Below are 26,815 nucleotides of genomic sequence, written 5' to 3'. Positions count from 1 at the left end.
GGACGCCGTTCCCTTCCCCAGCGGTCCGCACGGGCGTCCGGAAAGGCAGTGCGGTTGCCCCCGGCAAGGTACCCGCGCCCCTGCCGCCGGGGCTGATCCGCCCCGGAGACTCGGCATCGACGCAGGTGATCCGATGGAACGTGAAGGAGCGAGCATGCCGACGTACCTCACCCCGGGCGTGTACGTGGAGGAGGTGCAGTCCGGTGCCCGCCCGATCGAGGGGGTCGGCACCGCCGTCGCCGCGTTCGTCGGGTTCGCCCAGAGCGGTCCCTTCCACGAACCGACCCTGGTCACCAGCTGGGACCAGTACTCCCAGCTGTTCGGCGGGTTCACCGAGGGCACCTACCTCGCGCACGCCGTGTACGGCTACTTCTCCAACGGCGGCGGCGCGGCCTACGTGGTGCGCATCGGCGGCTCCGCCGACGGCGCCGCGACGTCCGGCGGCGGCCAGGGGCCCCGGGACGTCCGGGCGGCCCAGCCGCTGACGCTCGGCGGATTCCAGATCACGGCCAGGCCCGGTACCTCCGGAGTGTCGGTGGAGGTCGCCGACGCCGACGGCGAGAACCCGCCCGAGGACCGTTTCAAGCTGCTGGTCCGCCAGGGCGAGCAGGTGGTCGAGACGTACGACGTCTCCACCCGCAAGAACGTCAAGGGCTATGTGGTCACCCAGCTGCGCGCGTCGAAGCTGGTCGAGGTCACCGAGCAGCGTGACGCCACGCAGACGCGGCCGGCCAGCCAGACGGTGGCCGTGCCCGACGCCCCGGCCTCGCCCGCGGCGCCCGTCGCCGGCGCGGTGTCCCGGATCGACCCGGCCGAGTACGTCGGTGACGCCTCCGCCCGGACCGGCTTCGCCGGCCTGGAGAGCATCGACGAGATCACCATGGTCGCGGTCCCGGATCTGATGGGCGCCTACCAGCGCGGTGACATCGACGCCGAGGGCGTGCGCACCGTGCAGCTCGCGGTCATCTCGCACTGCGAGCAGATGGGCGACCGGGTCGCCGTCCTGGACTCGCCGCCCGGGCTCACCGCCCAGCAGGTACGGCACTGGCGCAACGAGGAGGCGGGCTACGACTCCCGGTACGCCACCCTCTACTACCCGTGGGTGCGGGTCTTCGACCCGGCGGCCGGCCGTAACACCACCGTCCCGCCCAGCGGTCACATCGCGGGGGTGTGGGCGCGCAGCGACGCCGAACGCGGGGTGCACAAGGCGCCCGCCAACGAGGTGATCCGGGGCGCGGTGGACCTGGAGGTCCGGCTCAGCAAGGGCGAGCAGGATCTGCTGAACCCGATCGGCGTGAACTGCGTGCGTGCCTTCCCCGGCCGTGGCATCCGGATCTGGGGCGCCCGCACCCTGTCCTCCGACCCGGCCTGGCGCTACCTGAACGTGCGCCGCCTGTTCAACTACCTCGAAGAGTCCATCCTGTTGGGCACCCAGTGGGTGGTCTTCGAGCCGAACGACGACCGGCTGTGGTCGAGCATCCGGCGCAACGTGACCGCCTTCCTCACCGAGGAGTGGCGCCGGGGCGCGCTCTTCGGCCGCACCGCCGAAGAGGCGTTCTACGTCAAGTGCGACCGCGACAACAACCCGCAGACCTCCATCGACCAGGGCCGCGTCGTCTGTGAGATCGGCGTCTCCCCGGTCAAGCCCGCCGAGTTCGTGGTGTTCCGGCTGGCCCAGTTCTCCGACAGCACCAGCCTCATCGACGAGTGACCCGCGGGTCTGCGAAGGAAAGGTGACAGACAGTCATGGCAGAAGGCGATGCTCTCTCCACTCACGTCTTCGGCGTGCAGCTCGGCGGGTACATGGTCGAGTCGATCCAGGAGATCAGCGGGTTCTCCGTCGAGGAGGAGGTCGTCGAGGTCAAGCAGGTCACGTCGACGGGCAAGCAGATCATCCGCAAGCAGCCCGGGGCACGACAGGCCGGTGAGATCACGATCACCCGGGGACTCGACAAGAGCAGCGAGTTCACCAAGTGGATCAAGGAGACGCTGAACAACGGTGCCGTCGACACCGCCCGGCAGAACCTGACCATCGAGATCAAGGACACCAAGGGCGAGACGGTCCGCCGTATCCAGCTGATGAACGGCTGGGCCTCCAAGTGGGAGGGCCCCTCCCTCAAGGCCGGCGAGTCCTCCGCGGCCACCGAGACCGTCACGATCGTGTTCGAGGAGATCGTCGTCGAATGAGGCGTCGTACCGTCACGGCCGGCAACCTGGAGGAGTTCCTGGAGGCGACGGCTCCCGCTCTGGCGGCCGACCAGCCCCAGGTCCCGCCGCAGGCTCCGGCCGCCCGACCCGCGGCCTCTCAGGACCACGGGCTGCGCACGGAGTTCGAGTTCGAGCTGCCGCGCGGGTACGTGGACGAGGCGGGCACGCTCCACCGGCACGGCGCCATGCGTCTGGCCACCGCCCGGGACGAACTGCGGCCGCAGATCGATCTGCGGGTCAAGGAGAACCCGGCGTATCTGAGCGTGGTGCTGCTGAGCCAGGTGATCACCCGGCTCGGCACCATCACCGATGTGCACGCGGGGATCGTGGAGAGGATGTACGCCACCGACGTCGCGTTCCTCCAGGACTTCTACCGCCGGGTCAACAGCGAGGGCCACACCCGCGCGGCTGTGGTCTGCCCGCACTGCGAGGGCGGCTTCGAGGTCGACCTCTCGGGTGGGCGCCTGGGGGAATCGTGACGTACGCACTCCCCCGGCTGCGGGAGGAGATCGCGTACATCGCCTACCACTTCCACTGGCAGCGCAAGGAGATCCTCGACCTCACCCACGCCGAGCGGCGGCAGTGGGTGACCGAGATCGCTCGTATCAACACCCGCGTGAACGAAGGTGGTTGAGCTCATGGCATGGCGGGACAGACTGCGCCGCCGGGCCACGGCGCCAGGTGCCGGCGGCACCCCGGCAGGTCCCGGCTCCGCGCAGCCGGCCGCGCCGGGTGCCATGAGCACGCCCGCGTCCGGGGCGGCCGGTCCGACCGTGCCCCACGACTGGGACGGCGGGTGGCGCCGTACGCCGCCGCCGACGCTGACGGTGGCCCGCACCCCGCTCGGTGTGAGCGACGGCCTCACCTTCCGCTCGGGTCTCACGTCCTGGCAGGACCCGTCGTTCGACGCGGGTCTCGGCCACGCACTGCTGCCTTCCGCGCCGGTCGGCCTGGTGCACGGCGTCACCGGTCCGGTCGCGCCGCGCGCCACCCACACCGCCGGCGGCCCCCTGCTGCTGCGCGTACCGCGCCCGCAGGCCGAGGAGGCCGCAGAGACCGGTCCGCGCGCCGAGGAACCCGGCGAGGCGCGTCCGGACACAGCCGGCGCGCAACAGCGTTCCGCCGTGCCCGTGTCTCCGGTGTCCCGCAGGACACGACCGGGAGCCCGGCCCCACGACAGCGGCAGGCAGCATGATTCCGGGTCCCGGCAGCGGGCGGGCAGCGACTCGCAGGGCTCCGCCGGAACGGCGGCCGTGGATCCGAGACCGATTCCTCGCGGCACCGCGAGCAGTGACAGCGCCGTCGCGACCGCTTCGGCGGCCTCGGGCCGGGTCGGGCAGTCCGGCCAGGCCGTTCCGCATTCCATCCAGCGCTCGGCCGGGACGTCGCCCAGCCGTGCCCTCGTTGCCGCCGGCCCCCTGGTGACCGTCGCCGCACCGGACACTCCCGTTCAGCGGTCCGCCGCCGATCCGGGTCGCCCGGCGATCGGACCCGACCTGCCGGTCGTCCGACGGATCGCCGTGGTGCTCCGCTCTGCGGCCGACAGCCCCGCACCTCGGCCCCCTTCCGGACCCGGTACGGCTCCGCACACCGGCCGCACCGCGCCGCACGGTCAGGACACGAACGGCACGACGGAACACACGGCCCGCGCCACCCCGACGCCCGACGTGTCCGCCGTCCCGGCCCGCGTGTCGGGCACCACCGACAGTCGCTCCGTGCGCCCTCGGCCGCTCGGCCCTTCGCTGACCGTCGCCCGGCGGCCGGCCACGCCGGTGCGCCGTATCGCGGTCCTTCGGCCCGCCCCAGCGGCCGCTCGCCCCGCTGCGGGCCCTGACGTGGTGCCGACAACCATCGCTGAAGCAACACCGAACCCCGCGCCTCCCGTGCAGCGCACCGCCGGCCCGGCCCGCCCGGACAGCCGGGCACCGCTCGGCACTCCCCTGTCGGAACTGCCCGCCACCGCCAGGCCGCTGACCACCGACGGGCCCGAGGCGACCGGTCCGACCACCGGCACACACCCGCCGGCCGGAGCGGCGCTCCCGATCGTGCAGCGCCAGGCGAGCGCTCCTGGTACCGGTGCGGCGCCAGGCCCGCACGGTGTGGACACCGCAACGCCCCAGACCCGGCCACCGCACCAGATCCAGCCGCGGCTCGAGCCCCAGGCACAGGCACAGGCGACCGGAACGCCCCGTACCGCAGCGACCGTTCCCGGGCCGTCCGTCGCCCGTGCCCGTGGTGGACTCGGGGCGCCGCTGTCCGCGATGCCACCGACCGCGGACGCGGCAACCCCGGCCGGCCCCGGTGGCGCGGCGGGCCCTGCGACCGCCGGTGGCGCCGAGTCCCTCCCGCGCATCCAGCGCACCCCGGTGCGCCCGGACCGCACCGTCACGGACACGCCCGCGCCCGCTTCCGGTGCCCGGACGCCCTCCGCGCCGCTGCTGGGCGGGACGAACACCGACAGCGGCAGAGGGAGCCCCGACTCACCAGTGATACAAGGAGTTTCCCTCCCTGCGTCGAGCGCCTCGGACGCTCCCGCCACGCCCCTGGTCATTCCGGTCGGCCCGCAGTCGGCGCCTTCCAGCGCGGTCGGACCCGGTTCCGTGCAACACGCCGTCGCACCCGGTCCTCCGGCGACCTCGACCGGCGAGTCGGCGACGACGGTCGGCACGGGCGCGGGCCGGCCGGAGCCGGTCGTCGTCACCCGGATCGCCTCCGCGACCGATGCCGTGCAGCGCAGGGCCACCCCGCAGACTCACCCGTCCCCCTCTCCGGGCCAGGCGCCCACGTCCCGCGAGGCGTCGACGCCTGCGGGCACGGCGGAAGGCGGCGTGGGCTCGACCGCCGGTCGAACGCCGGCCCGTGGGGCCAAGGCGGCGCGCGACGCAGGCGTGAGCGGACCGGCGCCGCTGGTCGTCGCCCGCTCGGTCACCACTGCCCGGCCGGGCTCCGGCAGCGACGGTGTGGACACACCCGGTGTCATCCAGCGCCGACCGCTCCCGGCTCGGGGGCAGCGGTCCGCCCCCCGCAGCCTCGCCCTGCTCGCCGCACGCCCGCTCACCGTCAACACCCGTGCCCCGGAGAGCGTCGCACCGCCCACGGGAACCGGCGCAGCCGAGCGACCCGTCGTCGCCGCGTCCTGGCGCCGCGCCCCGGACCCTGCCCTGAGCACATCCGCGCCCTCGCCCGTGCCAGGTCCCGAAGTGCCGCACGTACAGCGCGCCGCTGCCGGTCCGGTGCCGTCGGGGTCGGCCGGCGCGCCCTCCGGTGCTTCCGGTCCCTCGCGGACCCGGCAGACCGTGCCCGCAGTGCAGCCGGGGCCGCCCGTCTCACCGGTTGTGCCCGTCGCACGGCCTGCTCCGCCCGTCCAACGCACCACCGCCGGCGGCGACATGGCCGTACGGCCGCTCACGCTGCCGTTGTCCGATCCGCAGGCACCACCGCTCCAGGACCAGCCGTACGCCCCGGCTGCCGTCACCCCGCTCGTGCCGGTCGTCCGCGCGACCCGTACGGCACCGACAGCGTCCGCGACGGCGCCGCCGCGGGCCTCCGGCCCCACGGGGCCGGCCGTGCAACGCGAGGCGGCCCGAGCCGGAGGCGGCGCCGTGTCCGCCGGGGTGCCCGTGACGACCGTGCCCCCACGAGGCGGGCAACGGTCGTCCTCCGCGCCGCCGGTGCCTGGGACGGCCGGCGCCGGGAGGCCGGGGCCGGTGGGGGCGCGGCAGGAGCCCGTGGTCGACCTGGACGAGCTGGCGCGGCGGCTGCTGGACCCGATGGCCCGGCTGCTCCGCGCCGATCTGCGGCGTGGCCGCGAACGTGCGGGCCGCCCCTACGACGGACGCCGCTGAGGACTGGAACGGATGACCAACGGATGACGGACAACATCTTCGCGACGAGCGTGTTCTTCCGGCTCGCGATCGGCGGCAACGATCTGGGGGCCTTCCACACCTGCTCCGGCATGGGGGCCGAGGTGGAGATGGAGAGTTACGCGGAGGGCGGGAACAACGGCTTCACCTGGCAGTTGCCCGGCCGGGTCACCTGGTCGAACATCACCCTCAGCCGGCCCGTCACCGCCGACACGGCGAAGATCGCGCGCTGGCTCGACGAGACGCTGCGGCGTGTGGAGCCCAAGGACGGCGAGATCGTGGCGCTGAAGCCGGATCTGACCCGCATCATCAGCTGGCAGGTGCTCGGCATCGTGCCGGTGCGGTGGCAGGGGCCGTCGTTCGACCCGTCCTCCTCGCAGGCGGCGGTGGAGACGCTGGAGATCGCCCACGAGGGACTGAGGCCTTCCTGATGCCTGCCATGCGGACGAGCCGGGCCAGGGCGCAGTTGACCCTGAAGGAACCCCCGGCGGCGGTCGGCGCGAAGCCCGGAGGGACGATCGCGCGACTGAACCTCCAGTTCAATCCCAACACCCTGCAGCTGAGCAAGACCACCGAGTGGCGGCGCACCCCGTCGCGGATGGCGGGGCAGTCGGCGCTGCCGGAGTTCGTGGGCAGCGGGCCGCGCCAGCTGAGCCTGGAGGTCTTCCTCGACGCGACCTCGACCCATGACAACTCGGTGGAGCAGGCGGTCGAGACGCTGATGAAGGCGTGTGTGCCCAGCCCGGCGAGCCTCGCACGGAAGAAACCCGCCAGTCCCTGGGTGCGGTTCGAGTGGGGTACGGCCCGGACGACGTCGTTCGACGGCGTGCTGTCGAGCCTGTCGGTGACCTACACGCTGTTCGACGTGGACGGCAAGCCGCTGCGGGCGACCTGTTCGCTGTCGGTGGAGGAAGCGAGCGTCGACCCACCGGGACAGAACCCGACGTCCGGCGCCCGTACGGCCCGCAGCACGCACACGGTCGTGGCCGGGGACAGCCTGGCGCTGCTGGCCTGGCGGGAGTACGGCGACGCGACGGCGTGGCGGGTCATCGCGGAGGCGAACCGGATCGACGACCCGATGGCCCTCGTGCCCGGCATCGAGCTGGTGGTGCCGGCGCTCGGGGACGCGGGCGGTGAGGAGGAGCGGTGACCACACCCGAGGCGCGGGGCGGCCGGTCCTTCGCGGCGGACCCCGTCGTGGAGGCGCCCGGTGAGCTGCCGCAGATCTGGGCGGCGCAGCTGGTGAGCTGTGTGGTGGACGAGAACGTGGGCCTTCCGGACACGGCCGTGCTCACCTACCGCGATCCCGATCACGAGTTCCTGAAGTCCACCGGCATCACGCTGGGCACCCCGCTGCGGGTGTCGGTGGTGACGGTGGCCGGGCAGGCCCGTGAGCGGCTGTTCAACGGCGAGGTCACGGCGGTGGAGATCGACCGGGACAGCACCGGGTCGTTCACGGTCGTCCGCGCCTATTCCGTCGCACACCGGCTGCAGCGCGGCCGGAAGGTGGTGGCGTACCGGAACATGACGGCCGCGGCCATCGTCCGCAAGGTGGCCGCCGGGGCGGGGCTGCCGGTCGGGAAGGTGGAGGCGGCGCCGGTCACGTACAAGCAGCTGTCGCAGGCCAATGTGTCCGACTGGGACTTTCTGCAGTATCTGGCGGGCGAGAGCGGTGCGCAGGTGCGGGTAGACGACAAGGGCGTGCTGCAGTTCACCAAACCCGAGAAGGCCTCCGGTGCGCCCGCGCCGTCGACTCCGGCCACGCAGAGTCCGATGGTGCTGGAGTACGGGCGGAATCTGCTGGCGCTACGGGCCGCGCTGTCAGGGGCGGACGGGGCGTCCCAGGTCGAGGTGCGCGGCTGGGACGTCACCACCAAGACGCCGCTGGTGGCCCGGCAGCAGTCGGTGACCAGCGACACCGTACTGCCCGGTCTGGCCCCGCAGTTCGGCGCCCGGTTCGGGAAGCAGGCGAAGCTGACGGTGACGGACACGCCGTACCGGACGCAGGCCGAGACGACGGCGGCCGCCGCTGCGGTCGCGGGTCAGGTGAGTGCGGGTTTCGGTGAGTTGGAGGCGCTGGCCGAGGGCAATCCGCGGCTGCGGGCGGGCCGGCCGGTCGCGCTCGGCAATGTGGGGCCCGCGTTCTCCGGCAAGTACACATCGACGGCGGTGCAGCACACCCTGGAACCGCACGGCGGCTACCGCACCACGGTGTGGGTGAGCGCCAGCCCGGACCGGTCCCTGGCCGGCCTCGTGACCGGTGCGAACGCGCCGGGGCGGGGTCCGCGCATGCCGGGCCTCGCGATCGGGGTGGTGACGGACGTGCGGGAGCCGGGCGGCGCGCAGAGCGGAGGGGTACGGCTCAAGTTCCCCTGGCTGGACGACACCTATGTGACCGACTGGGTGCGTACGGTGCAGTGGGGCGGCAAGGGCGGGGGCGGTGTGGTGAGCCCCGAGGTCAACGACGAGGTGCTGGTCGGCTTCGAGCAGGGCCTGCTGGACAGTCCGTATGTCATCGGCGGTCTGTACAACGGCGTGGACCGGCCCTCGAAGCACGACGTGCCCCTCGTGGACGGGACCAGCGGCAAGGTCAACCGCCGTTCGCTGGTGTCACGTTCGGGTCACCGGCTGGAGCTGCTGGATCCTCCGACGGGACCGTCCGGGGTACTGCTGCGTACCGCGGACGAGCGGCTGGAGGTGCTGCTGGACGCCCGGAGCAACCGGCTCGAGCTGACGGTGTACGCGGCCGGCGGCCGGCGGGCGCTGTCCTCGGTGGTGATGGACGGCCAGGGCATCACGCTCGACGCGAAGACCGGCAAGGTCAGCGTGAAGGGCGGCACCGTGGAGATCGACGGCACCAACACGGTCAAGGTCGGCGGCCGGTCGGTGAGCGTCGCGGGGCAGACGGACCTCACGCTCGACGGCGGTCTGCTCGGAGTGCTGAAGGCGGATCTCGTGCGTATCAATTGACACTCCTGGTCGACATCACCGACAGCACATCGTCTTCCCTGTGATCAAAGGCCCTTGAGGGCCACGAACCGCTTCGAGGAGCCCGTTGCATGCCCGGCGCAGCCCGTACCGGCGACCCCACCAGCCATGGGGGTGTGATCGCCACCCCGCCGCCCGGCGCCGCCATCGCGGTGGCGCGCGTGCTGATCGGCGGCCGTCCCGCCGCCGTCGTGGGAAGCCTGCACACCTGCGTGGTGCCGCCGCACGCCGCCCTGGGCCCGGGAAACGTGGTCATGCCCAACCCGGCCGGGATGATCTCGGGCGAGGTGCTCATCGGCGGGCTGCCGGCCGCGCGGGCGGGCGACCAGACAACGTGCGGCGCCACGATCCAGCTCGGCGCCCTGAACGTCCAGATCGGAGGCCTGTGATGAGCGAACGGTTCATCGGGCGCGGCTGGGCGTTCCCGCTGCGGGTCGGGCCGACCGGCGGGATCGCCATGGTGGAGCGGGAACAGGAGATCGCGGAGGCGATCCGGCTGGTCCTCGGCACCGCGCCCGGAGAACGCCCCATGCGCCCGGAGTTCGGCTGTGGCATCCACGACTTCGTCTTCGCGCCCGGCGACGGCGCCACCGCGGGGCGGATCGCCCAGCAGGTGCGCGAGGCGCTGGAGCGGTGGGAGCCGCGGATCAGCGTGGACGACGTGGTGGTGGCCTTCGACGCGGTGGACGACGGAACCCTCTACATCGACGTGCGCTACACGGTGCGGTCCACCAACGACCGGCGCAACCTGGTGTTTCCTTTCTACACGATCCCCTCCGAGGAGGGGGCCGAGGAAGCGATCGCGGACTGATGGCCCTGCCCTCCCCCAACCTGGACGACCGACGGTTCCAGCAACTCGTCGACGAGGCGAAACGGTATGTGCAACAGCGCGCGCCGGAGTGGACCGACCACAACGTCTCCGATCCCGGTGTCACCCTGATCGAGACCTTCGCGTACATCGTGGACCAGTTGCTGTACCGGCTGAACCGGGTGCCCGACAAGAACTACACCGCCTTCCTGGACCTGCTGGGCATCCGCCTGTTCCCGCCGGCGGCGGCCGGGGCCGAGGTCGACTTCTGGCTGTCCGCGCCGCAGCCCGACACGGTGACGCTGCCCCCCGGCACCGAGGTGACCACGGGCGACGGCGAGGCGGAGGAGCCCGTGGTGTTCGCGACCACGGACGAATTGCGCATCGTGCCCAGCGAGTTGAACAAGCTGGTGACCACGCCCCGGACGGGCGAGCAGACCGACCGGACCCGTGAGCTGAGCGAAGGCCGCGACGTACGGTGCTTCCAGACGGCGCCCGAACCCGGCGACGCCATGCTGTTCGGGCTGCCCACGGCCGTATCCCGGTGCATCGTCGCCGTACGCCTGGACAGCAGGGTGGAGGGCGTCGGCGTGGACCCGCGCCAGCCGCCTCTGGTGTGGGAGGCCTGGGACGGCGGCCGTTGGCAGGTGTGCGAGACCGGCTCGGACACGACGGGCGGTCTGAACCGGCCCGGCGAGGTCATCGTGTACGTCCCCGCCGGGCACACGGCGTCCGTGATCGGCGGGACGCGTGCGGGCTGGCTGCGCTGCCGGGTCACCGAGCCGGAGCCGGGCCAGCCGTTCTACTCGGAGTCCCCGACGGTGCGCGAGGCGTCCGTGTTCACGGTCGGCGGCACCATCGCCGTGGAGCACGCCGAGACCGTCACCGACGTCCCGCTCGGCACCTCGGAGGGGGTGCCCGGCCAGGCGTTCCGGCTCGGCCGGCCGCCGGTGCTGCTGGACGGCGAACCACCGGTGGTGGAGGTCTCCTCGGCCGACGGCTGGCAGCGCTGGACCGTCGTGGAACACTTCGGCCGCTCCGGTCCCGACGACCGGCATCTGCGGGTGGACGCGACCACCGGCGAGTTCACCTTCCCGCCGGCCCTGCGCGAGCCGGACGGCACGCTCCGGCTGTGCGGCGCGGTGCCCGAGAAGGGCGCCCACATCCGGGTGTCGCGCTACCGCACCGGCGGCGGCCCGGCCGGTAACGTGGCGCGGGGCGCGATCTCGGTGCTGCGCAGTTCCGTGCCGTACATCGCCCGGGTCACCAACCGGGAGGCGGCGCGCGGCGGGGTGGAGGGCGAGACCGTCGCCAACGCCAAGCTGCGGGCGCCGGACGCGCTGCGGATGCAGGAGCGCGCGGTGACCGCCGAGGACTACGAGATCATCAGCCGGCAGGCGGCCCCCTCGGTGCGCCGGGTGCGCTGTCTGCCGGCGGCCGAAGGGGCGGGCGCGGTACGGGTGCTGGTGGTGCCGGACGCCGTCGCTGACGACGGGGACCGGCTCCGCTTCGAGCAGCTGATCCCCTCGGACCAGGTACTCGCCGCGATCACCGAAAGCCTGGACGAACGACGGCTGATCGGCACCCGGCTGGTGGTGGAGCCGCCGGTGTACCAGGGCGTCACGGTCGTCGCCCGGCTCGCGACGGCGCCCGAGGACACCGACCGCGTCCGCGACGCGGCCCTGGCCGCGCTGTTCCGTTACCTCAACCCGCTGCACGGCGGACCGGACGGCACCGGATGGCCGTTCGGACGACCGGTGCAGTACGGCGAGATATTCGGCCTGCTGCAACGCGCCACCGGCAACGCGCTGGTGGAGGAGATCCGGCTGTTCGCCGCCGACCCGATCACCGGGCGGCGCGGAACGCCGGTGGACCGCATCGACGTGGCCGCGGGCGCGCTGGTCTTCTCGTACCAGCACCAGGTCGTCGTACAGCCGCTGGAACCGGGAGGCCAGGCATGAGCCGTGCGGCCGTACCCGGCCTGCCGAGCCGGCATCCGATCGGCGGGCTGCTGCCCGCGCTCTACGCCGACGACGACTTCGCCCAGCGGTTCACCGCCGGGCTGGACACCGTCCTCGCCCCGGTGTTCGCCACCCTCGACAACCTGCCCGCGTATCTCGACCCGCGGGTGGCGCCGCTGGACTTCGTCGCCTGGCTGGCGTCGTGGGTGGGCGCCGACGGCGATGCCGGGTGGCCTGCGGAACTGCGCCGCGAGACGGTGGTGCGCGCGGTAGAACTGCATCGATGGCGCGGCACCCGGCGCGGCCTGGTGGAGCGGCTGCGGCTCACCCTCGGGGTCAACGCCGACGTCGTCGGGGACGGCGGGGCGGTGTGGTCCCGTACCGCGGGCACCGAGCTGCCGCCGGGGCCGTCCGGCGAGATGGTGGTCCGGGTGTGGCCGGGCCGCGATCCGCACGTGGACCCGGGCCGGGTCCGGGAGGTCGTCCGGTCCCTGTGCCCGGCGCATGTCTCGTGCCGGGTGGAGATCCTGCCCGGGCCGCCCGCGGGCGAGGGGAGCTGACGTCATGCGCGCTTGTCCCGCGTGCGGGGCGTCCAACGACCCCGCTGAGAACTTCTGCAGCAACTGCGGTTCCTATCTGGGCTGGTCCGAGGAGGGCTCGCGAGGCACGTCCGCGTCGTCGCCCACGCCTGAACCATCGCCCACGCATCCGGCGGAGGGCGACGGACCACGAGCGCAACCACGATCCGATCCGACACCGGAGCCTGCGCCGACACCCGACGGTGACGCACGTGCCGGGACGACCGCTGGGCGTCGCACGGGCCGAGCCGCCGAGAGCCCGCGCAGGAATCCCGCGGGCAGCGCAGCCGGCCCGGACAGCGCCGGCCGGATCGGCACCGTCAGCGGGACCCGCGGCAACCACGGCGGTGCGGACCGCTCCTCCGCACCCACGGCGTCCTCGGACCGCCCCGACGGCGAGCCCTTGCCCTCGCTACGTCCGTCCGACTCCGCACAGCTCTCCGCCCCGCCCCCGTCCCCCGCGCAACCGCCCGCACCGTCACGGGCTTCCGCGCGGCCGCCGGTCACGCCACCGGCTCCCACGCAACCGCCCACCCCACAGCCGACCCCCGCACAGCCGAGTGCCGCCCAGCCGACCCCCGCACAGCCGAGTGCCGCCCAGCCGGCCCCCGCGCAGCCCGCGCCCGTGCAGCCGGCGAAGCCGATCGCGCCGCGGCCGGTCGTACGGTCCGTGGCCGCTCCGGAGGAAGTGGCCGGGGAACCGTGCCCGGTGTGCGGCACGCCCAATCCGCCGGACCGCCGGTTCTGCCGCCGCTGTGCCAGCCCGCTGACCCCGGCGGCGGCCCACGAGCCGCTGCCCTGGTGGCGGACGATCTGGCCGTTCCGGCGCCGGGTGCGGGCCGGGTCCGGGCGGTGGATCCGGGTACTGGTGACACTGGCGGTGATCCTGGCGCTGTGCGTGGGCGGGTTCTTCCTGCTGCCCGCCGGGCGGGCCCTGATCGAGGACACCCGGGACAAGCTCAGCGGCGCCAAGGCGATCACCCCGGTGGCCATTCACGCCGACGCCGAGGTCCCAGGGCATCCGGCGAAGGACACCACGGACGGGCTCAGCAACCGTTACTGGGGGGCGCCGGGGGCCGGAGCCTCGATCACGTACACCTTCGGCAAGCCGTTCCGGCTGGTCGACCTCATCATCACCAACGGCGCCTCGAAGGAGCCCGAGGAGTACGCCCGTGAGGCGCGGGCGCTGCGCATGGACATGGAAGTCACCTCGGCGGACGGCTCGGTGCACCACAAGGAGATCGACCTCAGCGACAAGGCGGGAGAACAGACCATCGCGACTGGGATCGACAAGGTGGTGAAGGTGCGGCTGGTGCTGGGCTCGGTCACGGGGCTCTCCGGGGGGCGGCATGTCGCGCTCGCCGAGGTGGAGTTCTTCCAGCGGAGCTGACCAGCGGGCGCCCATGACGACACCGTGGTGTGGCCACAGGGTCAGGGGCGCTGCCTGCACCGAGGTCGCCGGGTCGACTGCACGAACACGGTGTATGCCGCAATGCTCCCCGGCGTCACCGTCACCTCTGTTTCCGGCAGGCCCAGGAGCTGCCGGGCAGCGGGGCCCGTGAACACCTTTCCGGTCATCCGGCCGGTGGCGGAATCCTTCTCCGCCACGGCGATCTTCTTGTTGGCCTGGATCCTCTCGCGCTTGGACAGTTCGTAGAAGGCGCAGCCGGTCTTGTACTGGTGCCCTGAGCGGGTAACGAAATCGCGGATGGACGTCTGCTGGTCCACGGGGATCAGCACGTACTTGCCCGGGTCGAGGGCCTGGAGGTTTGACTTCACGTCGGCCGGGTTCAGGTCCTGGTCACGCCGCGGTATTACGCCGATCACGGGATCCGGTCCCTGCTCCGCCGCCGGCGCCGGGCCAACACCATGCCATGGGCCCGCCTCCCCTTACGCGACACGTGGTCCGTCGTGGTGGATCGTCGTCTTGGAATCAGTCAGGGGGACGCCCGTCCCTCCGCGCCGGGTCGCGACGATCTCCGCCGCGATGGACAGCGCGGTCTCCTCGGGCGTACGGGCGCCGAGGTCCAGGCCGATCGGCGACCTCAGCCGGGCCAGTTCATGATCGCTCAGGCCGGCTTCACGCAGCCGCCGGTTGCGGTCCTCATGGGTGCGGCGTGAGCCCATCGCGCCGACGAACGCGACCGGCATCCGCAGGGCCGACTCCAGCAGGGGGACGTCGAACTTGGCGTCGTGGGTGAGCACGCACAGGGCCGTGCGTCCGTCCGTCGCCGTGCGCCGCAGGTAGCGGTCCGGCCAGTCGACGACGATGTCGTCGGCCTCGGGGAAGCGGGCCCGGGTAGCGAAGACGGGACGGGCGTCGCACACGGTCACGTGGTAGCCGAGGAACTTGCCCGCGCGCACAAGCGCCGCGGCGAAGTCGATCGCGCCGAAGACGATCATGCGGGGCGGCGGTACGTTCGCCTCGACGAGCAGCGTGAGACCGCCGGGGCAGCGCGAACCGTCCTCGGAGAGACCGACCGTGCCGGTGCGCCCGGTGTCCAGCATGGCCCGGGCCTCGGCCGCCGCCGTCCGGTCCAGCTCCGGGTGACCACCGAGCCCGCCTTCGTGCGTTCCGTCCGGGCGTACGAGCAGGGCCGCACCGAGGAGGCCGGCCGGGCCCCGGGCGACCCGGACGACGGCGACCGGCTCGCCCCGGACGGCGGCCGACAACGCCTGCCGGAACACCGCCGCGGCGGGCCCGTCCGCGCGGACCGGCGTGATCATCACGTCGATGACCCCGCCGCAGGTCAGCCCGACGGCGAAGGCGTCCTCGTCGCTGTAGCCGAACCGGTCGAGGACGGTTTCGCCGTCCTCGAGCGCCTGGACGCACAGGTCGTACACCGCTCCTTCCACGCAGCCGCCGGAGACCGAGCCGATGACCGCGCCGGCGCTGTCGACCGCCAGGGCGGCGCCGGGACCTCGGGGAGCACTGCCTCCGACGGCCACGACGGTGGCGACGGCGAAGTCCCGTCCCTCCTCCATCCAGCCGTTCAGCTCGGAGGCGATGTCAAGCATTCCGGCCTGCCATGAGGACGCGGTCAGGCCGGATGGGCAGGTTCCGGTGGCGGGTCCCCGTCGCGTGCCAGACCGCGTTGGCGACCGCCGCCGCGGCACCCACAATGCCGACCTCGCCGATGCCCTTGATCCCGACCGGGTCGTCGGGGTCCGGGTCGTCGATCCAGTCCGCCTCGATGTGCGGCACGTCGGCGTTGACGGCGACGTGGTAGCCCGCGAGGTCGGCGGCGTAGTGGCCACCCGAGGCCCGGTCCCGGACCGCCTCCTCGTGCAGGGCCATGGAGATGCCCCAGACCATTCCTCCGAGGAACTGGTTACGGGCCGTCAGCGGGTTGATGATCCGGCCCGCCGCGAAAATTCCGAGCATGCGGCGCACGCGCACCTCGCCGGTGGCGGGGTCCACAGCGACCTCGGCGAACTGCGCTCCGAAGGAGTGCCGTTCCTTCTGCGCGAGGGCCGCGAGGGCCGCGGTGGTGTCCGACCGTACGGTGATGCCCTCCGGGGGGATGTCGGCGCCCGGCACGAGCCGATCCCGCAGGTCCCCGGCCGCGGCCGTGACGGCCCAGGACCAGGACCGGGTGCCCATCGAACCGCCGGCGATCCCCGCCGGCCCGAAATCGCTGTCCCCGATGCATACGTGGACGCGGTCCGGTTCCGTCCCCAGCGCGTCGGCGGCGACCAGAGTGAGCGCGGTCCTGGCGCCCGTTCCGATGTCCGCCGCGTTGATCCGTACGGTGAAGGTTCCGTCGGCCTCGGCCGTCACGGCCGCCGTGGACGGCATGGCTCCAGCGGGGAAGGACGCCGCCGCCGTGCCGGTCCCGAGCAGCCAGCGCCCGTCGCGGCGCAGGGCGGGGCGCGGGTCCCGGTCCGCCCAGCCGAACCTGCGGGCGCCCTCCCGGAAACAGGCGAGCAGATTGCGGCTGCTGAACGGCAGCCCGGAGACGGGACCCCGCTCGGGCTCGTTGCGCATCCGCAGCGTGATGGGGTCGATCCCGCACTTCTCGGCGAGTTCGTCGAGCGCCGACTCCACGGCGAACGACCCCGGTGCCTCACCCGGCGCGCGCATGAACGTCGGCGTCGGCAGGTCGAGCCGCACGACCCGGTTGGCCGTGTGGTGGGCGTCGGCGTCGTACATCACCCTGGCCACGCCGGCGCACGGCTCGACGAACTGGTGCACGGTCGAGGTGAGGCTCAGGGAACGGTGCTCCAGCGCGCGCAGCCGCCCGTCGGCGTCGGCGCCGAGCCTGATCCGCTGCGTCGTGGGGCTCCGGTAGCCGGTGAGGGAGAACATCTGCCGGCGTGTCATGACGACCCGGACCGGACGCTGGAGGACGGTCGCGGCCATCACGGCGGCCACCTGGTGTGCGCGGACGCCCTTGCTGCCGAAACCGCCGCCGACGTGTTCCGACCGTACCCGCACCGACTCCGGGTCGAGCGAGAACAGGTTCGCCAGCTCGGACGCGACCCAGGTGGTGCCCTGGTTGGAGTCGACGACCTCGAGCCGGCCGCCGTCCCAGCGGGCCGCCGCCGCATGCGGCTCCATCATGCCGTGGTGCTCTTCGGGCGTGGTGTATTCCTCGTCCACGACGACGGCGGAGGCGGCGAGTTCGGCTTCCAGGTCACCCTTTTCCGCCACTCCCGGCATATGGCCGTCCACCGCGTAGGCGTCCGGGCGGTCCGCGGATAACGCGATGTCGTGCGGCTCCTGCTCGTAGTGCACCACGAGCGCCTCGGCGGCCTCCCTCGCCTGCTCGGAGGTCTCGGCGACGACCAGACCGACCGGCCAGCCGAGGTACGGTACCCGGTCGTGCTGGAAGACGGCCACGGTCGGGTCCGGGGCTCCCAGCAGGCCGACGTAGTCGGTGTTGAGGCGCGGGGCGTTGTGATGGTGCAGCACGGTGAGAACGCCCGGCATCGCGAGAACGGGCTCGGTCTCGATCGACCGGATGCGGCCGCGGGCGACGGTGGACAGCACGAGCCAGCCGTGGGCGAGGCCCGCGAAGGGGATCTCTCCGGCGTAGCGGGCCGCGCCGGTGACCTTCTCGCGACCCTCCACACGGGTGTGCGCGGTGCCGACGGAGCCCTTCGCCGCCGTAGTGCGGGATGTCGCGGTGGTCATCGGGCGGTCTCCTCGGCGAGTTCGGACAGGACGGCCACGACGAGGTTGCGCATCAGCGTGACCTTGTATCCGTTGTGAGGCAGCGGCTTGGCCGCCGCCAGTTCGGCGTCCGCGGCGGCGGCGAACGTCTCGGGACCGGCCGGTGCCCCGGTCAGTACCCGCTCGGCCGTCCGGGCCCGCCAGGGCCGCGACGCGACGGCCCCGAAGGCGAGGCGCACGTCGTGCACGGCGCCGTCCCGCACGTCCAGCGCGGCGGCGATCGATCCGATCGCAAAGGCGTACGAAGCCCGTTCGCGTACCTTCCGGTAACGCGAGCGCGCGGCGACCGGGGAGGGCGGCAGGGTGACGCCGGTGATCAGCGCGCCCGGGGGCAGAGCCGTCTCCAGGTGCGGGGTGCCGCCGACAGGCAGGTAGAACTCGGCGAGCGGCAACTCTCCCCCAGCGGGGGCACCCCCAGGCCCATCGGCGGTTTCGTACGTCACGACGGCGTCGAATGCGGTCAGGACCACGGCCATGTCCGAGGGGTGTACGGCCACGCAGCGGTCGGAGGCGCCCAGGATCGCGTGGTTGCGATGCTCACCTTCGATGGCGGGGCAACCGCTGCCGGGTACACGCTTGTTGCAGGGTTTGGTGACGTCGGTGAAGTAGCCGCAGCGGGTGCGCTGCAGCAGATTCCCACCGACCGTGGCCATGTTGCGCAGTTGCCCAGAGGCGCCTGCCAGCACCGCCTGCGCGAGCGCCGGGTAGCGGCGCCGGATCTCGGGGTGGGCGGCCAGGTCCCCGTTGGTGACGGTCGCGCCGACGCGCAGACCGCCCTCGGGCGTCGTCTCGATCTCATCGAGCGGGAGTTCACGGATGTCGATGAGCCGGGCGGGTCGCTCGACACCGGTCTTCATGAGGTCGACGAGGTTGGTGCCGCCACCGAGGAAGCGTGCGTCCGGATCGGCGCCGAGCAGTGCGACGGCGCCGGCGACGTCGGACGCCCGCTGATAGCCGAACTCCCTCATGCCACGGCCTCCTTCGCACCCGCTGCGAGGGTCACGCGTCCCTCGCCCGGCCGGGATTCCGCCGCGCGGGCCACCGCCTCGACGATCGAGACGTACGCGCCGCAGCGGCACAGGTTGCCGCTCATGCGCTCCCGGATCTCGTCGGCGGTCAGGGCCGGTGGCCCCGCTTCGGGACGGACGTCTTCGGTGACGGCACTGGGCCAGCCCGCCGCGTGTTCCTCGATCACCCCGATCGCCGAACAGATCTGTCCTGGAGTGCAGTAGCCGCACTGGAAACCGTCCAGATCCAAGAACGCCTGCTGAACGGGGTGCAACCGCTCACCGTCGGCCACGCCTTCGATGGTGGTGATCTCGCGGCCCTCGGCCGCGACGGCCAGTTGCAGGCAGGCGACGGCCCGGCGCCCGTCGAGCAGAACGGTGCAGGCGCCGCATTGCCCCTGGTCACAGCCCTTCTTGGTGCCGGTGAGATCGAGACGCTCGCGCAGCGCGTCGAGCAGGGTGGTGCGGTGGTCGACGGGCAGTGTGTACTTCTCGCCGTTGATCTTCAAGGTGATGACACTGGACGTCGATAAGGCCATGGGGTGCTTCTTTCGCGTTGTCCAGGACAGACGGGAGAGGGCCGGCAGCCGGAGTGCCGGGCGCGCGGAAAGTGCATCGTGCGGGCGTGCACCATGAGGGCGAAGCAAGCGTGCGGCTTCTCGGACCGAACAGTGGCAGTTGGCGACTGCCGCAGTGTCGCGTCCACAGCTATGGTGAACGTAAGCGGACTGCTGTCCACTACAGGAAACCTAACGGACAGCTGTCCGCTTAGCAAGGGCGAGGTTCGGTCACGAACCATCGAGGAGGACGAGTGCCTCAGCAGAAGGACTCACCCCGGCGTTCGGACGCGCAACGCAACCGCGAGCGCATCCTGCAAGTTGCTCTCGCCGAACTGTCGCACTGCGCGGACACCCCGCTGAGCGCGATAGCCAAGAAGGCCGGCGTCGGACAGGGCACTTTCTACCGCAACTTCCCCAATCGCGAGTCACTCGTCCTCGAAATCTACCGCCACGAAATGCAGCAGGTCGCGGACTGCGCGGACCACCTTCTCGGGACCCGGGCACCCGATGAGGCCTTGCGCGCCTGGATGGACCGGCTCTCCGAGTTCGCCATGGCCAAGGCCGGACTGGCCGACGCGATCCGGCAGGTGACCGGTACACCGGGCGGCCCGGCGAAGCCGTCCCCCACGCCGGTGGCCTCCGCGGCGGAACGCCTGCTCCGCGCCAACGAGGAAGCCGGCACCATCCGGCCCGGGGTCACCGCGGACGACTTCCTCCTCGCCATCACAGGTCTGTGGCAGCTGGACCCGCACGACGACTGGCAATCACGCGCCACCCGGCTCTTCGACCTGGTCATGGACGGCCTGCGTACAGGAGCGCCCAACACGTGAGTGCCGCGCCGCCGACGGCGGACGAATCACCTCTCTCTTGGCATGCCCACGCCTAAGAGGTCGTCTCATTTGGCGAGTCTGCGGTAGCAGATGAGGGTGCAGGCGATGCTGGTGAAGGCGGGTGTGGTCAAGATCACCCGACCAGGCGCCCTGTTCGATCGAAGCCGTCCTCACGGTCGAGACGGATACGGCTTCTGATGGAAGGCCGGCCTGGCCGCCCCGCTGGCTGACGGGGCGGCCAGGCCATCGATGGTCAGTTGTCGATCTGCTTCTGGATGTCGCTCGCGTAGGTGGCGACACGGACGAGGACCCCGGGAAGTTCCACCGGTGTGCAGGGCTCACGGCCAAACGACACTATTCCGGCCAGTTTCCCGTCGACGACCAGTGGCCCGCCACTGTCACCCTTGCACTGCCGGGTGGTGTCCGACCCAGCACACACCATCATCTCCGGGTCGAAGTCAGGGTATTCGACATCACAGAAGCTGTCCTTGGACACCGCCACAGCACCCTTCCGCAAATGTGTGATGCGGGGGAGGTTGTCGCCGGTCAGGCCCCAGCCCAGGATGGTTCCGGGAGCGCCGGGCCGGTACAGGTCGTCGTCCGGCGTACCGAGGGGCAGGGGCGGGGCGTCGGCCGCCTCGGTGAGGGTGAGGACGGCGACGTCATTGCCGTTCCAGACGTCATAGAACTTGGGGTGGATCCATACGGAACCGACGTCCAGGACCTTGCCACTGGTGTGGTCTTTCAGATCGGTACGGCCGGTGACCACCTTCAACTCAGCTGCCTTCATGCCTTTGGCGCAGTGCGCGGCGGTGACTACTTTGCGCGGGGCGACCAGCGTGCCGCCGCAGAACATCCCGGAATACTGGTCGTTGGCCGAGGGCGCGTAGGAGACCGCCACCATCCAGGGGAATTCCTCGGTGCTCGCCTCCGAGCCGCCGATGACCGACGGCTGGGCGGCGGGGGGCGCAGTCTTGGCGACCGCGGGCGCGGTGATGGCCAGGGCCAGCCCGAGTGCCACCAGGGCAGCCCATATCCGGGTACGGAATCTCATGCCTCGCCTCCAAAGCGATGGGGAGCGTGGAAGTTCTCTCCGGATCAGTGGCTGCCACCGCGTCAACGGTAGTGAGTGTCCGCCCAGCGAGGAAGCGCGGGAATTCTCGGTTTTAGGCTTGCGAGGCCGGCCATTGACAACGTGGTGGCGGAAGGGTTGGTTACCAACCATGGCGCCAACCCCATTACTGCCAGGGCCTGGTGAGCCAATGCCCTTCGCGGACGCACTACGGGCCGCGGTCAGCGCATGCGGGCTGGCACTGGACCGTATCCAGCACAGGCTGCGGCAGCGTGGCACACCCGTCAGCGTTGCCACCCTCAGTTCCTGGCAGTCAGGCCGCACCCGGCCGGAACGGCCTGGATCGCTGGCCGCGCTGCCGCACCTTGAGGACATCCTCGGCATTCCATCCGGCGGCCTGAGCGGACTGCTGGGAAAGCCCAGACCCCGAGGCCGGGGCCGCCGGGAGGCACGGATGCTGCCGATCGGTGCGCTCAAACCCCACGCGGACCGGGTAGCCGCCCTGTTGTCCGGGCTGGACGTCGACTCAGATCCGTACCTGATCCGGATCAGTCAGTACGACCGCTACGAGTACGGGCCCGACCGCACTCAACTCCGGGCGTGGAACCGGCAGATCCTGCGCGCGGACCGGGACGGCCCCGACCGATGGATAACCCTGTTCTACGCGGACGAACCCGGCTCCGGCATTCCCCGGCTCCGCGCGCTGCGCAACTGCCGCTTGGGCCGCACGGTGAAGGACGAGACGGCCGGGATGCTCGCCGCCGAATTGCTCTTCGACCGTCCACTGCACTGCGGTGAAACATTGATCATGGAGTATGAGCTGGTCAACCTGGTGCCACAGCAGCCCGCGACCCAAGGCAGTTGCGGCCGCACCCTGCGGATGCTCACCCGCGAGTACCTCTTGGAGGCGGCCTTCCACCCCACCGCGCTGCCAGCCCTCTGCGAGGAGTTCAACGAACCCGCGGACGGCGGCCCGGCCACCAGCCGCCGGATTCCCCTGGACAGCACCGGGTGCGCCCACGCCCTTGCCCTGAACACCGGCCCGGCCCAGTTCGGCATCCGCTGGACCTGGAACGACTGAACTCTGTCCTTCATGGCCTGTGCGGCTGACCGGTCGTGACGGCTGCTCTGGGAGTAATTGTCAAGACCTGTGGATCAGTTGAGGTGAATCACGCTGCGAGGGTCTTGTCTCGTTCGACGAGGAGGCCGTTCTCGAAGCGGGCGCCGGCTCGGACGAGGGCGACGAGGTGCTGACCGACAACGGCAAGCAGTTCACCGCCCGCTTCAGTCCCGGCAAGCCGGGAGAGACGATGTTCGACCGGATCTGCCGGGAGAACGGCATCACCCACCGGCTCACGAAGCCGCAGTCCCCGACCACCACCGGGAAGATTGAACGCTTTCACCAGACCCTGCGACGTGAACTCCTCGACGGGCACGATCCGTTCGCCGACGTCGCGACGGCGCAGGCGGTGGTGGATGCCTGGCTGGAGGACTACAACCGGATGCGGCCTCACCAGGCGTTGGACATGGCCGTTCCGGCCAGCCGGTTCGTGCCCAGGCCGCGGTCCGAGCAGGATGCCCTGCCCGTGGTCCTGCCCGCCCGCCTCGACCCGGTCCCTGCCCTGGCTGCCACGGAGCCTCAAGCCGAGCCGGTCGCACGAGCCTGGCCAATGGCCGAGGGCGAGGTCGGCGCGATCGAGTTGGACCGGGTGGTCCCCGCATCGGGGAACCTGAGCCTGCGAGGGCAGCAGATCTGGTTCGGCCCGGCCTTGGCCGGCACCACGGTGACTTTGCGCATCGACGTGAACCGGCTGCACGTGCTGATCGGCGGCGCACGGCACAAGACGCTGCCTTCGAAGCTGTCCGGCCGGGACCTCAAAGCCCTGCTGGCGGGCGGAGGGGCCCGTCCCGCCGGGCCGTGGGTGGACGACCCCGGCCCCACGAACGACGCGAATGGGGCAGTGGAGGTGGATCGGACCGTCAACGCGGTCGGCTATGTCGGCCTGGGCGGCGACAAGGTCCTGATCGGCTGGCCCTTCGCCGGGCAGCGGGTCACCCTTCGGCTCGACGGGAAGGTCCTCCAGGTCCTGGACGAGCAGCGTGTTCTGCAGGCCACCCTGCCCAGCCCGCTGCCACCCTCGGCCTGCGGGCGCCTGCAAGGTGCTCGTCCGGCCGGGCCGTCACCGCTGCTGCCTCCGCCTGGTGAGCAGATCGCCGAGCGGACGGTCAGCAGCGTCGGCGGCTTCATGGTCGCCGGACAGCGCATCCAGCTCGGCCGCGGCTATGCCCACCAGGTCGTCACCGCCCACCTGAGCGACGAGGTGATCCGCGTCTTCCACAGCGGCGAGCTGATCACCACCGTCCCGCGTGTCACCAGGAAGGAGGTGGTGGTCCGCAAGTCCGGCGAACACAACCGCCGGAAGATCGTCTAGAGCAGACGTCAAGCATCACCCGACGCCAACCCGTCAACCATCAACTGAGACTCGACAGCGTCGCCTGGCCGATTCGCGCTCTGCCGCGTCCGGTGCGGCGTGTGCTGATCTGGGTCTGTGAGGCATGCGGATCAGGGGGCGGCATGGACGACTTGCACGTCAGTCGGTGGCGGAAGAACGGGCAGGATCGGCTCTACGTCAATCTCGGCGGACCGCGGGGTCAAGCGGTGGCCTGGCTGAACTGCAAGACGGGAGAGGTGCGGATTCTAGACGGTATGTAGGTGCCGGTTTGGGCCGGGCACGACGGATACGACGGGGCTATGGCTGTACGGGCTCGTCCGGGCTCGTCCGGGAAACTAGACTCCACGCATCCCCCTAAGGCACCGTGATACCGCTGCTCCACAGTCAGCCCGCGCCCGATGACCGCGTCGGGTCAGCAGACGGCGGAGCAGGCGTTCGCGTACTCGGAAGGCTTGCACCATGGAAGGGGACCCATGCAGATCATCAAGGGCCGACTCGCGGCTAAGGCCGTCGGCCTCGTCGCCGCCGTCACCGGTGTCGCGGCGCTCACGACCGCACCCGCCCACGCGGAGACTATCGTCTGGCTGAGCAACCCGAGCCACTGCGCCGGGGTCTACAAGTCGTGGCAGATCGACATGGGCAAGACCGGCGTGCCCGACCTGTGCCCCGGCCCCAACGACCACAAAGACGCCATCATCGCGTACTGCTGGGTCAGAGGCGACGACATCGATAACGGCGGAAACGTCTGGTACTACACCGAGCGGGTGTACTACAGCTGGGAAGGTTGGCAGTACCACAGCGGATACCTCTACGGCGACTACGTCGACTCCAACAAGGAATTCCACGCCGGGCTCCAGCACTGTGGCTGGGGAAACTAGACGGTATGTAGGTGCCGGTTTGGGCCGGGCCTCGCTCGCACGTTGTCGTGGGTTGCCGGCCTGGCGCACCCTGGCCAGTAGTGTCTACATGTGCGGGAGGCCCGGTGTTTTCTGAGCGTACGAGCGTGGGGCTCGATGTGCACGCGCGAAGCGTGGTGGCGTGCGCGATCGACACGGTGACCGGGGAGCTGACCCGTTCCCGGCTCACGCCGCAGCAGGCTGACGTCCTCGACTGGCTCGGGCGGCTGCCCGGTCCGGTCGCGGTGGCTTACGAGGCCGGCCCGACCGGGTTCGGTCTGGCCCGAGCGCTTTCGGCGGCCCGGGTGCGCTGCGAGGTGCTCGCTCCCTCACGGTTGCAGCGTCCGGCCGCGGAGCGGGTCAAGACCGATGCGCGTGACGCGCTGCACCTGGGAGTAATTGTCATTCCTGAAGGGGTGGGTGCCGTCAAGGGTGGTATATCTGCTGGTTGTTAATGGTTCTGGGCAGCGTTGACCGGCTCGCGGGCAACGGGTGAGGTCGGCGAGCGTGTATCGCGCCGGGGCTTTCTCGGCCAGGCGGCGGCCGTCGGTTCGGCGGGTCTCATGCCCGGCGCACGGCCGGCGGACGCGCCTTTGACGGACACGGCTTCGGCACACGCCGCGGCCGACCAGGTCCGCGGATCCGCCATCGACCTCACGCTGACCGTCAACGGCACTCACCATGCGCTCAGCATCGACCCGCGGGTGACACTGCTGGACGCGTTGCGTGAGCACACCTCGGTCTGACCGGTACGAAGAAGGGCTGCGACCACGGGCAGTGCGGTGCCTGCACCGTGCACCTCGGCGGGCGGCGGGTACTGTCGTGTCTGACCCTCGCGGCGGCGGTCGGCACGCGCGCCGTCACCACCGTCGAGGGCCTGGCCGAGGGGGCGGCACACTGCATCCCGTCCAACAGGCGTTCATCGACCATGACGGATTCCAGTGCGATTTCTGCACCCCCGGGCTGATCATGTCGGCCGTCGCCCTCCTGGCCGAGGGCGACGCCGGTACGGACGACGAGATACGCGAAGGCATGTCCGGCAACATCCGCCGCTGCGGCGCCTATGCCAACATCGTCGAGGCGGTCAAGCAGGTGCGGGACGGTGGGCGCTGATGCGGGCCTTCGACTTCGTCACCGCCGCCACCGTGCCCCAGGCACTGGCCGCCGGCACGGCACCCGGGTCCGCGTACCTGGCCGGGGGCACCACACTGGTCGACCTGATGAAGCTCGGGCTGATCGCGCCCGGCCAGGTGGTCGACATCAACGCACTTCCGTTGCAAGGGATCCGGGCCGGCGTACGGGGCCTGCGCATCGGCGCTGTGGAGCGGATGAGCGACGTCGCCGCCCATCCGCTGGTCACCAGGCAGTTCCCTGTCATCCTCCAGGCGCTGATGGCGAGCGCCGCACCGCAGTTACATGGCCAGCATCGGCGGCAACCTGTTGCAGCGCACCCGCTTCGGCTACCTGGGCGATCCGGCCACCCCGTGCAACAAGCGGCAACCCGGCAGCGGTTGCCCCGCGCGGACCGGAGACAACCGCGGCGCGGCGATCCTCGGCACGAGCGCGTCCTGCGTCGCCACCCATGCCAGTGAGCTCGCGGTCGCCCTGATGCCGCTCGACGCCCGGCTGACCCTGTGGGTGCCGACAATCCTGTCACCTACGCTGAGATGCCACTTGAGGGTGACGATGTGATCACGTCGAGGCGCTCGTGAGCCGGTCGGCGCACGCTTGGATATCGTGACGTTCCGTCTGGTCCACCGATTCAACTGTCTGCTGCTCGACTGGCTGCGCCTGCTGGCGCGGTCCTCCGCGGCCAAGGACGTCGAAATACCGGTGCTCCGGCACCAGCTGGCCGTCCTGCAGCGCAGCAACCCCAAGCCCGCCTTCAGCCTCGGGGACCGCGCCGTGCTCGCAGCCCTGCTCCGCCTCCTGAGCAAGCGCCGCCGTTCGGCGCTGAAGCTGCTGGTCACAACCCCACGTTCCGTGCTGCGCCGGCACGCGAGGCTGGTCACGCAGAAATGGACCTATCCGCGCCGAGGCCCGGCCGCCCGGCCAGGCCCGAGACACTGCGCGTCCTGGTTACTGCCCCTGGCCCGCGAGAACGACGGATGGGGGTATCGCCGGATCCACGGCGAACTGCTCAACCTGGGCTGGAAGGTCGCCGCCTCCACCGCCTGGGAGATCTTGCAGCGGGCCGGGGGCGATCCGGCGCCCCAGCGAGCCGGCCGCTCCTGGCCGAAGTTCCTCACCGCCCAGGCTCACGGAATCCTCGCCGTCGACGTCTTCCACGTGGACACGGTCTTCCTGCGGCACCTGTTCGTCCTGTTCTTCATCGAACACGGCACCCGGCGGGTGCACATCGCCGGCGTCACCCGCAATGTCACCGCCGAATGAACCATCCAGCAGGCCCGCACC

At 71.5% G+C, this 26,815-nt stretch carries 25 protein-coding genes and 4 pseudogenes; 23 read left to right on the top strand and 6 right to left on the bottom strand.

Features of this window, described 5'->3' with window-relative positions; genetic code table 11:
• Positions 1–154: 154 nt before the first annotated feature.
• From ACFYZJ_RS30545 to ACFYZJ_RS30485, 13 genes are all read left to right on the top strand, one after another.
• Positions 155–1,711 carry a phage tail sheath family protein gene (locus ACFYZJ_RS30545; protein ID WP_388573311.1) on the top strand — a complete coding sequence of 519 codons (1,557 nt, stop codon included), beginning with the start codon at positions 155–157 and terminating at the stop codon, positions 1,709–1,711.
• Between the two features lie 35 nt (positions 1,712–1,746).
• Positions 1,747–2,187: a phage tail protein gene (locus tag ACFYZJ_RS30540; protein WP_067132325.1), complete on the top strand. Its 441-nt coding sequence runs from the start codon at positions 1,747–1,749 to the stop codon at positions 2,185–2,187.
• Positions 2,184–2,687 carry a hypothetical protein gene (locus ACFYZJ_RS30535; protein ID WP_388573309.1) on the top strand — a complete coding sequence of 168 codons (504 nt, stop codon included), beginning with the start codon at positions 2,184–2,186 and terminating at the stop codon, positions 2,685–2,687. The genes ACFYZJ_RS30540 and ACFYZJ_RS30535 overlap by 4 nt, the downstream gene beginning before the upstream one ends.
• Positions 2,684–2,842 carry a DUF6760 family protein gene (locus ACFYZJ_RS30530; RefSeq protein ID WP_388573307.1) on the top strand — a complete coding sequence of 53 codons (159 nt, stop codon included), beginning with the start codon at positions 2,684–2,686 and terminating at the stop codon, positions 2,840–2,842. Before ACFYZJ_RS30535 ends, ACFYZJ_RS30530 begins: the two co-directional genes overlap by 4 nt.
• A gap of 4 nt (positions 2,843–2,846) precedes the next feature.
• The gene (locus ACFYZJ_RS30525; RefSeq protein WP_388573305.1) at positions 2,847–6,053 is read left to right on the top strand and encodes a hypothetical protein; all 3,207 of its coding nucleotides are present in this window, start codon (positions 2,847–2,849) and stop codon (positions 6,051–6,053) included.
• Positions 6,054–6,076: 23 nt separating this feature from the next.
• Entirely contained in the window at positions 6,077–6,502 is a 426-nt protein-coding gene (locus ACFYZJ_RS30520; protein ID WP_055707773.1) for a phage tail protein, read from the top strand.
• Positions 6,499–7,221, top strand: a complete 723-nt coding sequence (locus ACFYZJ_RS30515; protein WP_388573528.1) for a LysM peptidoglycan-binding domain-containing protein — start codon at positions 6,499–6,501, stop codon at positions 7,219–7,221. The genes ACFYZJ_RS30520 and ACFYZJ_RS30515 overlap by 4 nt, the downstream gene beginning before the upstream one ends.
• A complete protein-coding gene (locus ACFYZJ_RS30510) occupies positions 7,218–9,041 on the top strand; it encodes a VgrG-related protein (protein WP_388573303.1) in 1,824 nt (607 codons plus the stop codon). The genes ACFYZJ_RS30515 and ACFYZJ_RS30510 overlap by 4 nt, the downstream gene beginning before the upstream one ends.
• Positions 9,042–9,130: 89 nt before the next feature.
• On the top strand, positions 9,131–9,448 hold the full coding sequence (locus tag ACFYZJ_RS30505) for a PAAR domain-containing protein (RefSeq protein ID WP_388573301.1): 318 nt from the start codon (positions 9,131–9,133) through the stop codon (positions 9,446–9,448).
• Complete coding sequence (locus ACFYZJ_RS30500; RefSeq protein ID WP_388573299.1) at positions 9,448–9,870, top strand: GPW/gp25 family protein; 423 nt, start codon at positions 9,448–9,450, stop codon at positions 9,868–9,870. Before ACFYZJ_RS30505 ends, ACFYZJ_RS30500 begins: the two co-directional genes overlap by 1 nt.
• On the top strand, positions 9,870–11,828 hold the full coding sequence (locus ACFYZJ_RS30495; RefSeq protein WP_388573298.1) for a putative baseplate assembly protein: 1,959 nt from the start codon (positions 9,870–9,872) through the stop codon (positions 11,826–11,828). The genes ACFYZJ_RS30500 and ACFYZJ_RS30495 overlap by 1 nt, the downstream gene beginning before the upstream one ends.
• Complete coding sequence (locus ACFYZJ_RS30490; RefSeq protein ID WP_388573296.1) at positions 11,825–12,388, top strand: phage tail protein; 564 nt, start codon at positions 11,825–11,827, stop codon at positions 12,386–12,388. Before ACFYZJ_RS30495 ends, ACFYZJ_RS30490 begins: the two co-directional genes overlap by 4 nt.
• A gap of 643 nt (positions 12,389–13,031) precedes the next feature.
• Positions 13,032–13,796 (top strand): NADase-type glycan-binding domain-containing protein, encoded by a 765-nt coding sequence (locus ACFYZJ_RS30485; protein WP_388573295.1) that lies wholly within the window; start codon positions 13,032–13,034, stop codon positions 13,794–13,796.
• A gap of 41 nt (positions 13,797–13,837) precedes the next feature.
• On the opposite strand, the gene ACFYZJ_RS30480 is transcribed toward ACFYZJ_RS30485, so the two are convergent.
• The 5 genes from ACFYZJ_RS30480 to ACFYZJ_RS30460 form a co-directional block, all read right to left on the bottom strand.
• Positions 13,838–14,233, bottom strand: a complete 396-nt coding sequence (locus ACFYZJ_RS30480; RefSeq protein WP_388573293.1) for a hypothetical protein — start codon at positions 14,231–14,233, stop codon at positions 13,838–13,840.
• A 63-nt stretch (positions 14,234–14,296) separates the two neighbouring features.
• Positions 14,297–15,424, bottom strand: a complete 1,128-nt coding sequence (locus ACFYZJ_RS30475) for an XdhC family protein (RefSeq protein WP_388573291.1) — start codon at positions 15,422–15,424, stop codon at positions 14,297–14,299.
• Positions 15,417–17,543, bottom strand: a complete 2,127-nt coding sequence (locus tag ACFYZJ_RS30470) for a xanthine dehydrogenase family protein molybdopterin-binding subunit (protein WP_388573289.1) — start codon at positions 17,541–17,543, stop codon at positions 15,417–15,419. The genes ACFYZJ_RS30475 and ACFYZJ_RS30470 overlap by 8 nt, the downstream gene beginning before the upstream one ends.
• Positions 17,540–18,550 (bottom strand): FAD binding domain-containing protein, encoded by a 1,011-nt coding sequence (locus tag ACFYZJ_RS30465; protein ID WP_388573288.1) that lies wholly within the window; start codon positions 18,548–18,550, stop codon positions 17,540–17,542. Before ACFYZJ_RS30465 ends, ACFYZJ_RS30470 begins: the two co-directional genes overlap by 4 nt.
• A complete protein-coding gene (locus ACFYZJ_RS30460; RefSeq protein ID WP_388573286.1) occupies positions 18,547–19,128 on the bottom strand; it encodes a (2Fe-2S)-binding protein in 582 nt (193 codons plus the stop codon). The genes ACFYZJ_RS30465 and ACFYZJ_RS30460 overlap by 4 nt, the downstream gene beginning before the upstream one ends.
• Positions 19,129–19,400: 272 nt before the next feature.
• Here ACFYZJ_RS30460 and ACFYZJ_RS30455 point away from each other — a divergent pair, with 272 nt between their 5' ends.
• Positions 19,401–19,979 (top strand): TetR/AcrR family transcriptional regulator, encoded by a 579-nt coding sequence (locus tag ACFYZJ_RS30455; RefSeq protein WP_388573284.1) that lies wholly within the window; start codon positions 19,401–19,403, stop codon positions 19,977–19,979.
• A 253-nt stretch (positions 19,980–20,232) separates the two neighbouring features.
• Here the strand turns inward: ACFYZJ_RS30455 and ACFYZJ_RS30450 are convergent, their stop codons facing one another.
• Entirely contained in the window at positions 20,233–21,033 is an 801-nt protein-coding gene (locus tag ACFYZJ_RS30450; RefSeq protein WP_388573282.1) for a S1 family peptidase, read from the bottom strand.
• Positions 21,034–21,241: 208 nt separating this feature from the next.
• Here ACFYZJ_RS30450 and ACFYZJ_RS30445 point away from each other — a divergent pair, with 208 nt between their 5' ends.
• The 9 genes and pseudogenes from ACFYZJ_RS30445 to ACFYZJ_RS30405 all read left to right on the top strand — a co-directional run bounded on the left by ACFYZJ_RS30445 (position 21,242) and on the right by ACFYZJ_RS30405 (position 26,794).
• Positions 21,242–22,132, top strand: coding sequence for a hypothetical protein (locus ACFYZJ_RS30445; RefSeq protein ID WP_388573280.1), 891 nt, complete (start codon positions 21,242–21,244; stop codon positions 22,130–22,132).
• Between the two features lie 160 nt (positions 22,133–22,292).
• Positions 22,293–23,483 (top strand): annotated as a pseudogene (locus ACFYZJ_RS30440) (integrase core domain-containing protein); the annotation flags it as partial.
• Positions 23,484–23,977: 494 nt separating this feature from the next.
• Positions 23,978–24,382, top strand: a complete 405-nt coding sequence (locus tag ACFYZJ_RS30435) for a hypothetical protein (protein ID WP_388573278.1) — start codon at positions 23,978–23,980, stop codon at positions 24,380–24,382.
• Positions 24,383–24,507: 125 nt separating this feature from the next.
• The gene (locus ACFYZJ_RS30430) at positions 24,508–24,855 is read left to right on the top strand and encodes a hypothetical protein (RefSeq protein WP_388573276.1); all 348 of its coding nucleotides are present in this window, start codon (positions 24,508–24,510) and stop codon (positions 24,853–24,855) included.
• A gap of 15 nt (positions 24,856–24,870) precedes the next feature.
• Positions 24,871–24,954, top strand: a pseudogene (locus tag ACFYZJ_RS30425) (twin-arginine translocation signal domain-containing protein); the annotation flags it as partial.
• A 9-nt stretch (positions 24,955–24,963) separates the two neighbouring features.
• Positions 24,964–25,513, top strand: a pseudogene (locus tag ACFYZJ_RS30420) ((2Fe-2S)-binding protein).
• Positions 25,513–25,755, top strand: a pseudogene (locus ACFYZJ_RS30415) (FAD binding domain-containing protein); the annotation flags it as partial. The pseudogenes ACFYZJ_RS30420 and ACFYZJ_RS30415, both read left to right, overlap by 1 nt.
• A 61-nt stretch (positions 25,756–25,816) precedes the next feature.
• Positions 25,817–26,092 (top strand): hypothetical protein, encoded by a 276-nt coding sequence (locus tag ACFYZJ_RS30410; protein ID WP_388573538.1) that lies wholly within the window; start codon positions 25,817–25,819, stop codon positions 26,090–26,092.
• Between the two features lie 45 nt (positions 26,093–26,137).
• Positions 26,138–26,794 carry a hypothetical protein gene (locus ACFYZJ_RS30405; RefSeq protein ID WP_388573274.1) on the top strand — a complete coding sequence of 219 codons (657 nt, stop codon included), beginning with the start codon at positions 26,138–26,140 and terminating at the stop codon, positions 26,792–26,794.
• Positions 26,795–26,815: the final 21 nt, after the last annotated feature.

Origin of the sequence: Streptomyces sp. NPDC001848 (genome assembly GCF_042891915.1) — a bacterium.
Classification (GTDB): Bacteria; Actinomycetota; Actinomycetes; order Streptomycetales; family Streptomycetaceae; genus Streptomyces.
The sequence above is the reverse complement of the archived record's forward strand: the minus strand, read 5'-3'. Positions and strand labels throughout refer to the sequence as shown.

Excerpts from the sequence above, each read along its gene's own strand:
- ACFYZJ_RS30545 (WP_388573311.1), top strand. The coding sequence starts at position 155 with ATGCCGACGTACCTCACCCCGGGCGTGTACGTGGAGGAGGTGCAGTCC.
- ACFYZJ_RS30540 (WP_067132325.1), top strand. The coding sequence starts at position 1,747 with ATGGCAGAAGGCGATGCTCTCTCCACTCACGTCTTCGGCGTGCAGCTC.
- ACFYZJ_RS30535 (WP_388573309.1), top strand. The coding sequence starts at position 2,184 with ATGAGGCGTCGTACCGTCACGGCCGGCAACCTGGAGGAGTTCCTGGAG.
- ACFYZJ_RS30525 (WP_388573305.1), top strand. The coding sequence starts at position 2,847 with ATGGCATGGCGGGACAGACTGCGCCGCCGGGCCACGGCGCCAGGTGCC.
- ACFYZJ_RS30520 (WP_055707773.1), top strand. The coding sequence starts at position 6,077 with ATGACGGACAACATCTTCGCGACGAGCGTGTTCTTCCGGCTCGCGATC.
- ACFYZJ_RS30505 (WP_388573301.1), top strand. The coding sequence starts at position 9,131 with ATGCCCGGCGCAGCCCGTACCGGCGACCCCACCAGCCATGGGGGTGTG.
- ACFYZJ_RS30500 (WP_388573299.1), top strand. The coding sequence starts at position 9,448 with ATGAGCGAACGGTTCATCGGGCGCGGCTGGGCGTTCCCGCTGCGGGTC.
- ACFYZJ_RS30495 (WP_388573298.1), top strand. The coding sequence starts at position 9,870 with ATGGCCCTGCCCTCCCCCAACCTGGACGACCGACGGTTCCAGCAACTC.
- ACFYZJ_RS30490 (WP_388573296.1), top strand. The coding sequence starts at position 11,825 with ATGAGCCGTGCGGCCGTACCCGGCCTGCCGAGCCGGCATCCGATCGGC.
- ACFYZJ_RS30475 (WP_388573291.1), bottom strand. The coding sequence starts at position 15,424 with ATGCTTGACATCGCCTCCGAGCTGAACGGCTGGATGGAGGAGGGACGG.
- ACFYZJ_RS30470 (WP_388573289.1), bottom strand. The coding sequence starts at position 17,543 with ATGACCACCGCGACATCCCGCACTACGGCGGCGAAGGGCTCCGTCGGC.
- ACFYZJ_RS30465 (WP_388573288.1), bottom strand. The coding sequence starts at position 18,550 with ATGAGGGAGTTCGGCTATCAGCGGGCGTCCGACGTCGCCGGCGCCGTC.
- ACFYZJ_RS30460 (WP_388573286.1), bottom strand. The coding sequence starts at position 19,128 with ATGGCCTTATCGACGTCCAGTGTCATCACCTTGAAGATCAACGGCGAG.
- ACFYZJ_RS30450 (WP_388573282.1), bottom strand. The coding sequence starts at position 21,033 with ATGAGATTCCGTACCCGGATATGGGCTGCCCTGGTGGCACTCGGGCTG.
- ACFYZJ_RS30445 (WP_388573280.1), top strand. The coding sequence starts at position 21,242 with ATGCCCTTCGCGGACGCACTACGGGCCGCGGTCAGCGCATGCGGGCTG.
- ACFYZJ_RS30435 (WP_388573278.1), top strand. The coding sequence starts at position 23,978 with ATGCAGATCATCAAGGGCCGACTCGCGGCTAAGGCCGTCGGCCTCGTC.
- ACFYZJ_RS30410 (WP_388573538.1), top strand. The coding sequence starts at position 25,817 with ATGGCCAGCATCGGCGGCAACCTGTTGCAGCGCACCCGCTTCGGCTAC.